Source organism: Mycobacterium sp., assembly GCF_039583785.1.
Taxonomy (GTDB): domain Bacteria; phylum Actinomycetota; class Actinomycetes; order Mycobacteriales; family Mycobacteriaceae; genus Mycobacterium.
The window spans coordinates 26,147-37,133 of sequence record NZ_JAVKSG010000038.1; the positions used below are offsets into that span (position 1 = coordinate 26,147).

Sequence of the window (10,987 nt, forward strand, 5' to 3'; positions counted from 1 at the left end):
GCGGCTCATCACGCGGACGATATCGACGTTCTCCTGGCCGGAGAACCCCATCGCCGTTGCCTTCCCCACGACCCTAACGTGTGCCGACGCGGCGTCGAGCGCAATGTGCAACATTCCTCCCGGATTCGGTGCATAGTGCGCGAGGGCATTGCGATAGCCTGCCTGTGAGAATATCATTCTCATAAATTGTGAAGGAGGATTTCATGGGGCAGCTGTCGCACCGGGAAGACGTTGGGTTTCCGATCTTCGACGCGGACAACCACCTGTACGAGCCGCCGGAAGCGCTGACCAAGTTCCTGCCCAAGGAGTACCGGGACTACGTCCAATACGTGCAGATCAACGGCCGGACCAAGATTGCGATCCGCGGCCAGATCAGCAACTACATTCCCAACCCGACCTTCGAGGTCGTCGCCCGGCCGGGCGCCTGGGAGGAGTACTTCAAGTTCGGCAACCCGGACGGCAAGACCAAGCGCGAGCTGTTCGGCGAGCCGATGCGCGCGATCCCGGCGTTCTTCGAGCCCGGTCCGCGGCTGGAGAAGATGAACGAGCTGGGCCTGGACCGCACCCTGATGTTCCCGACGCTGGCCAGCCTGCTCGAGGAGCGGTTGCGCGACGACCCGGTGGCCATCCACGTCCTGGTTCACGCGCTGAACGAGTGGCTCGACGAGGTCTGGGGCTTCAACTATCAGAACCGCATCTTCACCACGCCGGTCATCACCCTGCCGATCGTCGAGAAGGCGATCGAGGAACTGGAATGGGCGGTCAAGCGCGGTGCGCGTTGCATCCTCATCCGACCGGCGCCGGTGCCCGGCTTCCGCGGCCCCCGGTCGTTCGCGGTGCCCGAGTTCGACCCGTTCTGGGAGCGGGTCGTCGAGCACGACGTGCTGGTCGGCATGCATTCCAGCGACAGTGGCTACTCGCGGTACACCTCCGAGTGGGACGGCGCCGACCAGGAGATGCTGCCGTTCCAGACCAATGCGATGGGCATCCTCAACGAGTGGCGCCCGATCCAGGACTCGGTGGGCTCGTGGGTCATCCACGGCGCGCTCTACCGGCACCCGAAGCTGAAGGTGGCCATCGTCGAGGCCGGCTCGAAGTGGATGAACCCGTTGCTGGTCGGCCTGGCCGAGGTCTTCCGGAAGGCGCCGGAGGCGTTCCCGAGCGACCCAGTCGAGATGGTCAAGAGCCGGATCCACGTCAGCCCGTTCTTCGAAGACGGCATCGACGATCTGGTGCACCTGGTCGGTGTCGACCAGGTGCTGTACGGCTCGGACTGGCCGCACCCGGAAGGTCTGGCGGAGCCGACGTTCTACGTCAACGCGCTGTCGCACCTGTCCGTCGACGACCAGGCAAAGATCATGGGCGGCAATCTGTCTCGTCTCGTCACGGTGTGACAAGCCGGCGCTGCGCTAGATGAACTGGGAGACCATCCCCGAGATGGTCGTGAGCGCGGCGGACCGGTTCGGCGATGCGGAAGCGATTGTCGACGGTCCGCAGCGCTTGACTTTCCGTCAGGTTGTGGACCGGATTCGTTGCACTGCCGGCGCTGTCGCGGATCTGGGAATCGAGAAGGGTGACCGGGTCGCTTTGTGGGCGCCGAATTCGGCGGAGTGGATCGTCGCCGCGTTCGGTGTGCTCACCGCCGGTGGCGTGCTGGTGCCGGTCAATACCCGGTTCAAGCCCGACGAAGCCGGCGACATCATCACCCGCAGCGCCGCGAAAGCCGTGCTGGTGCGCAAGGGTTTCCTCGGCCAGGATTACACCGCCCCGGCCGGTGTCCCGGTCATCGACCTGACGTCCGACTTCCTCTCCAGCGGTTCACCGTTCGAGCGTCCGGTGGATGGCGCCGACATCTCTGACATCATCTTCACCTCGGGCACCACCGGTCGTCCGAAGGGCGCGATGATGAATCATCGCCAAACCCTGCGGATGTACGAGGAGTGGGCGACGCTCGCCGACCTGCGCGAGGGCGACCGCTATCTGATGATCAACCCGTACTTCCACACGTTCGGCTTGAAAGCGGGCCTGATCGCGTCGTTCCTGCGCGGGGCGACCATGCTGCCGCTGGCGGTGTTCGACGTCGATGCCGTCGCCGATCTGATTGAGCGGGAACGTATCTCGATGCTTCCCGGGCCGCCGACGCTGTATCAGTCGCTGCTCACGGTAGCGGACAAGGCCAAGCTGTCGTCGCTGCGGGCAGGTGTCACCGGCGCCGCCGACATCCCGGTCGAACTGGTTCGGCGCATCCACAGCGAACTGCCTTATCAGACGTTGATGACGGGTTACGGGCTCACCGAAGCGGGCAATGTGACGTTGTCGCGGCCCGGCGACTCCGTCGAGGACGTGGCCACCACCGCGGGCCTGCCCTGCCAGGATGTCGAGGTGCGCATCGCCTCCGACGGCGAGGTGCTGGTGCGCGGTTACGGCGTCATGCAGGGTTACCTCGACGATCCGGATGCCACCGCGCTGGCGATCGACGACGACGGTTGGCTGCACACCGGAGATCTGGGCAATTTCGACAAGTCCGGCCGGTTGAAGGTCGACGGGCGTAAAAAGGACATGTTCATCGTTGGCGGGTTCAATGCGTACCCGGCCGAGATCGAGGGCTTCATGCTGGAGCACCCGGCGGTCGCTCAGGTCGCCGTGATCGGCGTGCCCGACGAGCGGCTCGGTCAGGTAGGGAAGGCCTTTGTGGTGCCACTTCACAGTGCTAAGGGCACGGTGTCCGAAGACGATTTGACGGCGTGGTGCCGGCAGCGGATGGCGGGATTCAAGGCGCCGCGATACGTCGCTTTTCTGGAGACCCTGCCGCGCAACGCCACCGGAAAGGTGATGAAGGACCAGCTCCGGTGAGCGCAGTGGACCCGCGTTCGCATTCGCTGGTGATCGCGTCCGACTATCGCGTGCCGGATCCCGAGCAGGTGTGGCCGCTGCTCACCCGGCGTCGATCGGCGCTCGCCGACATCGGTGCCCACCACGTGCTGCTGTACACCTCGACGCACGACCGCGGTCGCGTGCTGGTGACGATCGGCGTGCGCAGTCGCGAGCCGATCGTCGAACTGCTCCGCTCGCGGGTGTTCTTCGATTGGTTCGACGCGGTCGGTGTCGACGACATCCCGGCCGTGTTCGCCGGCGAGATCGTCGAACGGTTCGGCACCGTCGACCCGTCGGCGCACGCCGCCCCGGGTGTGGTGGTCGCCGCGATCTCGGCGGTCGACAACGTGGCCCTGCTGACCCACGAGATCCGCGGTGCGCTCACCAGATTCGACGCCGCAGGCATCCGCGAGACCCGACTCTTCCAGGCCTTCGACGACCGTCACGAGGTGATGATCCTGCAGGAATTCGACGACGAAGACCAAGCGCGGCGCTGGATCGACCATCCCGACACCGCCGCACCGTGGATCGATGGCGCCGGTCGGGGCGCATATCCGCCGGTGTTCGTCGGCACGTTCTTCGACATGATGCGGCTCGACGAGTAAGCCCCCGCTGGTGTTCGTCTGTCTGTGTAACGGCATTACCAGCCACGTGGTGGCCGACGCCATCGCCGGCGGCGCGTCGACGACCAACCAGATCGCTGCGGCGTGCGGGGCGGGTGCCGAATGCGGCCGCTGCCGTCGTACCTTGCGCACGCTGCTCGGCGCGCCGAGCGGAGACCGTGGCGCCTGAGTTACCGCCGCGGGCTGCCGTCCGCCGACGTCGGGGCGACCAGATCGGTCAGCAGGTCCGGGATGTCGAGGCGCGGGACCACGGCTTCGATCAGCACCATCCGATCCTGATGTTCCGCCGCCGCAACAAAGGCGTCGTCGAGTTCGCCGTAGGTCAGCGCCCGAAACGTCAGGTGGTTCGTCACCCCGAGCGCGGTGGGAATGTCGGCCCAGCTCCATCGCGCAATGTCGTTGTAGGGGGCGGTCTTTCCGTGGATCATCCGCTCGATGGTGTAGCCGTCGTTGTTGACCACCACGACAACCGGTGACAGGCCCTCGCGGGAGAAGTTACCCAGCTCCTGAACCGTCAGCTGTGCCGCACCGTCACCGATCAGCAGCACCGGCCGGCGATCACGCTCGGCCAGGCCCGCGCCCAGGGTGGCCGGCAGCGTGTATCCGATTGAGCCCCAGAGTGGTTGGCCGATGAACGTGACACCGCGGGGCAGCCGGTGAGTGGCCATCCCGTAGAACGAGGTGCCCTGATCCGCCAGGACGACGTTGCCGGCGGTGAGCGCGTCACAGAACCTGTCCCACAACACCTTCTGGTTCAACGGCTGATCGCGGCCCGGTCTGTCGGCCGGCGCGTCGTCGGAGTTCGGTGTCACCGCCGGCGAGCGGACGCCCCGCTCGGTGAGGATCGCGGTGATTGCGTCCAGGGCCGCGCTCATCTCCAGCGGCGCGAACACGTCGTGGCCGACCGTGCACTGCTGCGCGCCGATGTCGATGGTCCGGGTCGGATCGATGCGCTGGCTGAAGAATCCGCTGACCATGTCGGTGAACACCACGCCCGCCGTGACGAGCACGGGAGCGTCTTCGATCGCGGTGCGCACCGGTTCGGCGCTGGCCGCGCCGACGTAGATGCCCAGGAATTCCGGCGCGCTCTCGTCGACCAGGCTTTTGCCCCACATCAGCGTGGCATGCGGCACGACGTCGGCTTTGAACAACGCCTCTAGCTTGTCGACGGCATTCAGCCGGTGCACGAGCAGGTCGGCCAGCACGGTCAGCTGGTGATCGCCGATGAGTGTGCTTGCGGCTTCAGTGAACAACGCCAGGGCTCGCGGGCTGGTCCCGCCGCCGAAGTGCGGAAGCGGTGCGCTCGGCGGCTCGGTTTCGAAGCGCGCCACGTCGGTCGACAGCAGCAGATAGCCCGGCCGGCGTTGCTCACGGACCTCGCAGAGCACCCGGTCGATCTCGCGGGTTGCGGTGGCGGGCATGAGATTGGCTTGTGCGCAGGTGATTTCCCGGCTCACCCGCAGGAAATGCTCGAAGTCGCCGTCGCCCAACGAATGATGCAACGCCCGGCGAGTGCCCTGGGCGTCCTTCGACGGCCCGCCGACGATGTGCACCACCGGCACGTGCTCGGCGTAGCTGCCTGCCACGGCGTTGGCCGCCGACAGTTCGCCGACACCGAATGTGGTTACCACGGCTGACATTCCACGAAGCCGGCCGTATCCGTCGGCGGCATATCCGGCGTTGAGCTCGTTGGCGTTGCCGACCCAGCGCAGGTGTGGATGGTCGACGATGTGGTCGAGGAATTCCAGGTTGTAGTCGCCGGGCACGCCGAAGACCTCGGTGACGCCGAGTTCGGCCAGCCGGTCCAGGAGGTAGTCGCCGACGGTGTAGGACGGGTCAGTCACGACGCCGACGCTACGCGTCTGTCGTCAAAACCGCCCTCCGCGTGGCGTCACGTCGCTATCGTCCGGTGATGGCAATCAACGAAACCCGCGAAATCGTCATCGAGGCGTCACCGGCGGAGATTCTCGACGTGATAGGCGACATGGACTCGGTCACCGAATGGTCGCCGCCGCATCAGAGCGCCGAAGTTCTCGAGAAGGACAAGGACGGTCGGCCGCTGAAAGTGAAGATGAAGGTGAAGGCCGCGGGGATCACCGACGAACAAGTGGTGGCCTACACCTGGGGCAAGAACAAGGTCAGTTGGACGTTGATCAGCTCCGGTCAGCAGCGCTCGCAGGACGCGTCCTATACCTTGACGCCCGACGGCGACAAGACCAGAGTCGCCTTCGAGATCAGTGTCGATCCCGTCGTACCGTTGCCAGGTTTCGTGATCAAGCGGGCCATCAAAGGAACAGTCGACACCGGCACCAAAGGCCTACGCGAGCGGGTGCTGAAAGTGCAGAAAGGACAATAACTCCTTAGTGGCCGTACGAGCATCGCGAGAGATTGTCATCGACGCGCCGCCGGGGGTGATCCTGGAGGCGTTGGCTGACGTCGGGTCGTTGTCGGCATGGTCGCCGGTGCACAAGCGGGTTCAGGTGCTGGACTGGTATTCCGACGGTCGGCCGCATCATGTCAAGGCCACCATCAAGATTTTCGGGCTGGTCGACAACGAGATCCTGGAATACCACTGGGGCCCCAACTGGGTGGTCTGGGATGCCGGCGACACCTTCCAGCAGCGCGGGCAACATGTCGAATACAACCTCCAACCGGTCGGCGTCGACCGAACCCGGGTGCGCTTCGACATCACCGTCGAGCCAGCCGGCCCGGTACCCGCGTTCGTCGTCCGGCGGGCGAGCGAGATCGTGCTCGACGCCGCGACCAAAGGCCTGCGTGATCAGGTGATGGTCAGTTTCGGCTCGCAACGACCGACATAGCATCGCGCCAAGCCAACCGGTCACCCGCCGGCGGCGCGCCGGCACGGTGGGACCGGATGCGTCCCACCCAGTTACTGCATTTCCGGACAGTCGGCTCCGCGGATCCGGTCGCGTTGCTAGTTTGCTCGTAGTGGCCGTACAAGCATCGCGGGAGGTTGTCATCGATGCGCCGCCGGAGGTGATTCTGGCGGCGCTGGCCGATGTCGGCTCGGTGCCGTCCTGGTCCTCGGTGTACAAGCGGGCCGAAGTCATCGATTGCTATCCCGATGGTCGGCCGCATCATGTGAAGGTCTCCATCCGGGTCTCCGGCATCGTCGACACCGAGGTGCTCGAGTACCACTGGGGGCCGGACTGGGTGGTGTGGGACGCGCAGAAGACGTTGCAGCAGCATGCGCAGCACGTCGAGTACACGTTGCACCGTGAAACCGAGGACCGGACGCGGGTGCGGTTCGAGATGACCCTCGAGCCGTCGGCGCCGTTACCGGAGTTCCTGGTCAACCGGGCGCGCAGGAAGATCCTCTACGCCGCGACCGAGGGATTGCGGCGCAAGGTCATGGCCGCAATCGCCCAAGTCGGCTGATCGCCTCGTCGAGGGTGTCGTCGCGCTTGCAGAACGTGAAGCGCACCAGGTGATTCCACGTCGCCCAGTCGTCGGCATCGGGATCGCAGAATGCCGTCATCGGGATCGCGGCCACGCCGACCTGTTCGGGTAGGGCCGCGCAGAACGCGGTGCTGTCGTCATGGCCCAGCGGACGCGGGTCGGCGCACAAGAAATAGGTGCCGGCGCTGTCGAGGACTTTGAAGCCGATGTCGGTCAGCCCGCGTGCGAGGCGATCGCGCCTGTCCCGCAACGAGTCTCGCAGCGCGTCCACCCACGCATCCTCGGTGTTGAGGGCATCGGCCACCGCAGGCTGAAACGGTGCACCCGCGACGTAGCTCAGGTACTGCTTGGCCGCCCGCACGCCCTGAATGAGTTCCGCCGGCCCGCAAGCCCAGCCGATCTTCCAGCCGGTGCAGTTGAACATCTTCGCGGCGCTGGAGATCGTGACGGTGCGTCCGGCCATCCCGTCGAAGCCGGCCAGCGGCAGATGCTTGTGACCGTCAAAGACTAAGTGCTCGTACACCTCGTCGGTGATGACCAGGAGGTCGGCCGCGATCGCGACCTCGGCGATCGCCGCCAGCTCGGCCGCGCTCAGCACTGTGCCGGTCGGATTGTGTGGCGAGTTCAGGATCAGCGCCCGGGTGTGCGGAGTCACCGCTTTTCGCAGCGCATCGACGTCGAGGGCGAAGCCGCGGCCGTCCGGCGCCAACGGCACGACGACCCGCCGGGCGCCGGCCATCGCGACCACTGGTGAGTAGGAGTCGTAGAACGGCTGGATCAAGATCACCTCGGAGCCGGGCTCGACCAGACCGAACACCGCCGCGGCGATCGCCTCGGTAGCTCCGACTGTCACCAGGACTTCGGTCGCCGGGTCGTAGCCGACGCCGTACTTCCGCTTGCGTTGTGCCGCGACCGCCTCCCGTAGCGCCGGAATGCCGATGCCCGGCGGGTACTGGTTGACGCCCTCGGCGATGGCGTCCTGGGCGGTCTTGAGCATCGCCGGCGGCCCGTCCTCGTCGGGAAAACCCTGCCCGAGGTTGACCGCGCCGACGCGCGTTGCCAGCGCCGACATCTCGGCGAACACCGTCGATGCATACGGTTGCAGTCGCGACACCGTCATGGCTGTCGAGCCTAGGCGGGGGTGCGGCGAGACGGCGGCTGGACGCAGATTCAACGGGAACCTGCTCGCCCAACCAACAGGTTGGACGGGCGCTTTGTTATGGTTGATAAAGGACTAGCGTCGCCAACGGCCGAGCCCATGCACGGATCGAAAAATCTATTGTTAAGAGGAACCACCCATGTCCGAAGAAGCCTTCATCTACGAGGCCATCCGCACGCCCCGCGGCAAGCAGCGCAAAGGCTCGCTGAACGAGGTCAAGCCACTGAACCTGGTCGTCGGTCTGGTCGACGAGCTGCGCCGCCGTTTCCCCGACCTGGACGAGACCCTGATCAGCGACATGATCCTGGGCGTGGTGTCGCCGGTCGGCGACCAGGGTGGCGACATCGCCCGCACCGCGGTGCTGGCCGCCGGGCTGCCCGAGACCACCGGTGGCGTGCAGCTCAACCGGTTCTGCGCCTCCGGCCTGGAGGCCGTCAACACCGCCGCGCAGAAGGTGCGCTCCGGCTGGGACGACCTGGTGCTGGCCGGCGGCGTCGAGTCGATGAGCCGGGTCCCGATGGGTTCCGACGGCGGCGCCTGGGCGACCGACCCGGAGACCAACTACCGGCTCGGCTTCGTGCCGCAGGGCATCGGCGCCGACCTGATCGCCACCATCGAGGGCTTCTCCCGTGACGACGTTGACGCCTACGCGCTGCGCAGTCAGCAGAAAGCGGCCGAAGCTTGGTCGGGCGGTTACTTCGCCAAGTCGGTGGTGCCGGTGCGCGACCAGAACGGCCTGGTCATCCTCGACCACGACGAGCACATGCGCCCCGACACCACGCTCGAAGGCCTGGGCAAGCTGAAGACCGCGTTCGACGGGATCGGCGAGATGGGCGGCTTCGACGACGTGGCGCTGCAGAAGTACCACTTCGTCGAGAAGATCAACCACGTGCACACCGGCGGCAACAGCTCCGGCATCGTCGACGGCGCCGCGCTGGTGCTGGTCGGCTCGGAAGCGGCCGGCAAGTCGCAGGGCCTGACCCCGCGGGCACGCATCGTGGCCACCGCCACCAGCGGTGCGGACCCGGTCATCATGCTCACCGGCCCGACCCCGGCCACCCGTAAGGTGCTGGACCGTGCCGGCCTGACGGTCGACGACATCGACCTGTTCGAGCTCAACGAGGCCTTTGCCTCCGTCGTGCTGAAGTTCCAGAAGGAGCTGCACATCCCGGACGAGAAGCTCAACGTCAACGGCGGCGCCATCGCGATGGGGCACCCGCTGGGTGCCACCGGCGCGATGATCACCGGAACCATGGTCGACGAGCTCGAGCGCCGCAACGCGCGTCGCGCACTGGTCACGCTGTGCATCGGCGGCGGCATGGGTGTCGCCACCATCATCGAGAGGGCTTAAGACCATGGCAGAGAACACCATTGCGTGGGACTCCGATGCCGACGGCATCGTCACGTTGACCCTTGACGACCCCACCGGGTCGGCCAACGTGATGAACGAGCACTACAGCGAGTCAATGCACAACGCCGTAGAAAAGTTGGCACGTCTTGTCGCGGAAGACCCGGCATCGGTGACCGGCGTGGTGATTGCCAGCGCGAAGAAGACCTTCTTCGCCGGCGGCGATCTCAAAGGCATGATCAAGCTCGGCCCGGAGAACGCCGGTGAGGCGTTCGACATGGTCGAAGGCGTCAAGCGGGACCTGCGCGCGCTGGAGACCCTCGGCAAGCCGGTGGTGGCCGCCATCAACGGCGCCGCTCTCGGTGGCGGCCTGGAGATCGCGCTGGCCTGTCACCACCGCATCGCCGCGGACGTCAAGGGCCTGGTCGTCGGTCTGCCCGAGGTGACGCTGGGCCTGCTGCCCGGCGGTGGCGGCGTCACCCGCACGGTGCGGATGTTCGGCATCCAGAACGCGTTCATGAACATCCTGTCTCAGGGCACCCGATTCAAGGCCGACAAGGCCAAGGAGATGGGACTGGTCGACGAGATCGTCGGCTCGGTGGACGAATTGCTGCCGAGCGCGAAGGCTTGGATAAAAGAGGTCAAGGACAACCCGGACTCTTACACCCAGCCGTGGGACAAGAAGGGCTACAAGATGCCCGGCGGCACTCCGTCCAGCCCGGCACTGGCCGGCATTCTGCCGTCGTTCCCGGCGCTGCTGCGCAAGCAGCTCAAGGGTGCGCCGATGCCGGCGCCGCGGGCCATCCTGGACGCGGCCGTCGAGGGCGCGCAGGTGGACTTCGACACGGCCAGCCGCATCGAGAGCCGCTACTTCACCCAGCTGGTCACCGGCCAGGTCGCCAAGAACATGATCCAGGCGTTCTTCTTCGACCTGCAACACATCAACGGTGGCGGTTCGCGTCCGGACGGCATCGAGCCGGTCAAGATCCACAAGATCGGTGTGCTGGGCGCGGGCATGATGGGCGCCGGAATCGCCTACGTCTCGGCCAAGGCCGGCTACCAGGTCGTGCTCAAGGACGTCAGCATCGAGGCCGCGCAGAAGGGCAAGGCGTACTCGGAATCCCTTGAGGCCAAAGCACTTCAGCGCGGCAAGACCACCGAAGAGAAGAGCAAGGCGCTGCTGGACCGCATCACGCCGGCCGCTGACCCGGCCGACTTCAAGGGCGTCGACTTCGTGGTCGAGGCCGTCTTCGAGAACCAGGACCTCAAGCACAAGGTGTTCGGTGAGATCGAGGACGTCGTCGAGCCCAACGCGCTGCTCGGGTCCAACACCTCGACGCTGCCGATCACCGGTCTGGCGACCGGGGTGAAGCGCCAGGAGGACTTCATCGGAATCCACTTCTTCTCGCCGGTCGACAAGATGCCGCTGGTGGAAATCATCAAGGGCGAGAAGACTTCTGACGAGGCGCTGGCCCGGGTGTTCGACTACACGCTGGCCATCGGCAAGACCCCGATCGTGGTCAACGACAGCCGCGGCTTCTTCACCAGCCGCGTCATCGGCAC

11 protein-coding genes are annotated in these 10,987 nt (G+C 66.0%); 9 read left to right on the top strand and 2 right to left on the bottom strand.

Going from position 1 to position 10,987, the window contains the following annotated elements; genetic code table 11:
* The first annotated feature begins 203 nt into the window (after positions 1-203).
* The 4 genes from ABDV69_RS12940 to ABDV69_RS12955 are packed head-to-tail and all read left to right on the top strand — an operon-like array spanning position 204 to position 3,666.
* Positions 204-1,394, top strand: a complete 1,191-nt coding sequence (locus ABDV69_RS12940) for an amidohydrolase family protein (RefSeq protein WP_343574909.1) — start codon at positions 204-206, stop codon at positions 1,392-1,394.
* A 19-nt stretch (positions 1,395-1,413) separates the two neighbouring features.
* Positions 1,414-2,853 carry a FadD3 family acyl-CoA ligase gene (locus tag ABDV69_RS12945; RefSeq protein ID WP_343574911.1) on the top strand — a complete coding sequence of 480 codons (1,440 nt, stop codon included), beginning with the start codon at positions 1,414-1,416 and terminating at the stop codon, positions 2,851-2,853.
* A gap of 5 nt (positions 2,854-2,858) precedes the next feature.
* Entirely contained in the window at positions 2,859-3,479 is a 621-nt protein-coding gene (locus ABDV69_RS12950) for a fatty-acid--CoA ligase (protein WP_343574938.1), read from the top strand.
* A gap of 10 nt (positions 3,480-3,489) precedes the next feature.
* A complete protein-coding gene (locus ABDV69_RS12955; RefSeq protein WP_343574913.1) occupies positions 3,490-3,666 on the top strand; it encodes a (2Fe-2S)-binding protein in 177 nt (58 codons plus the stop codon).
* Between the two features lies 1 nt (position 3,667).
* Here ABDV69_RS12955 and ABDV69_RS12960 read toward each other — a convergent pair whose 3' ends face one another.
* Complete coding sequence (locus tag ABDV69_RS12960; RefSeq protein ID WP_343574915.1) at positions 3,668-5,341, bottom strand: alpha-keto acid decarboxylase family protein; 1,674 nt, start codon at positions 5,339-5,341, stop codon at positions 3,668-3,670.
* A gap of 68 nt (positions 5,342-5,409) precedes the next feature.
* On the opposite strand from ABDV69_RS12960, the gene ABDV69_RS12965 reads away from it, so the two are divergent.
* From ABDV69_RS12965 to ABDV69_RS12975, 3 genes are all read left to right on the top strand, one after another.
* Positions 5,410-5,853 carry an SRPBCC family protein gene (locus tag ABDV69_RS12965; RefSeq protein WP_343574917.1) on the top strand — a complete coding sequence of 148 codons (444 nt, stop codon included), beginning with the start codon at positions 5,410-5,412 and terminating at the stop codon, positions 5,851-5,853.
* A 7-nt stretch (positions 5,854-5,860) separates the two neighbouring features.
* Positions 5,861-6,316 (top strand): SRPBCC family protein, encoded by a 456-nt coding sequence (locus tag ABDV69_RS12970; protein WP_343574919.1) that lies wholly within the window; start codon positions 5,861-5,863, stop codon positions 6,314-6,316.
* Positions 6,317-6,446: 130 nt separating this feature from the next.
* Complete coding sequence (locus tag ABDV69_RS12975) at positions 6,447-6,896, top strand: SRPBCC family protein (RefSeq protein ID WP_343574921.1); 450 nt, start codon at positions 6,447-6,449, stop codon at positions 6,894-6,896.
* On the opposite strand, the gene ABDV69_RS12980 is transcribed toward ABDV69_RS12975, so the two are convergent.
* Positions 6,868-8,037 carry a pyridoxal phosphate-dependent aminotransferase gene (locus ABDV69_RS12980; protein ID WP_343574923.1) on the bottom strand — a complete coding sequence of 390 codons (1,170 nt, stop codon included), beginning with the start codon at positions 8,035-8,037 and terminating at the stop codon, positions 6,868-6,870. The genes ABDV69_RS12975 and ABDV69_RS12980 overlap by 29 nt on opposite strands.
* 178 nt (positions 8,038-8,215) lie before the next feature.
* Between ABDV69_RS12980 and ABDV69_RS12985 the strand changes: the two genes are divergently transcribed.
* Both ABDV69_RS12985 and ABDV69_RS12990 read left to right on the top strand, forming a co-directional pair.
* Entirely contained in the window at positions 8,216-9,427 is a 1,212-nt protein-coding gene (locus tag ABDV69_RS12985; RefSeq protein ID WP_343574925.1) for an acetyl-CoA C-acetyltransferase, read from the top strand.
* 4 nt (positions 9,428-9,431) lie between these two features.
* Positions 9,432-10,987 (top strand): 3-hydroxyacyl-CoA dehydrogenase NAD-binding domain-containing protein (locus ABDV69_RS12990; protein WP_343574927.1); only part of this gene is annotated, 1,556 nt, incomplete at its 3' end.

Coding starts and splice junctions, on each gene's coding strand:
- ABDV69_RS12965 (WP_343574917.1), top strand. CDS start 5,410: ATGGCAATCAACGAAACCCGCGAAATCGTCATCGAGGCGTCACCGGCG.
- ABDV69_RS12945 (WP_343574911.1), top strand. CDS start 1,414: ATGAACTGGGAGACCATCCCCGAGATGGTCGTGAGCGCGGCGGACCGG.
- ABDV69_RS12940 (WP_343574909.1), top strand. CDS start 204: ATGGGGCAGCTGTCGCACCGGGAAGACGTTGGGTTTCCGATCTTCGAC.
- ABDV69_RS12985 (WP_343574925.1), top strand. CDS start 8,216: ATGTCCGAAGAAGCCTTCATCTACGAGGCCATCCGCACGCCCCGCGGC.
- ABDV69_RS12980 (WP_343574923.1), bottom strand. CDS start 8,037: ATGACGGTGTCGCGACTGCAACCGTATGCATCGACGGTGTTCGCCGAG.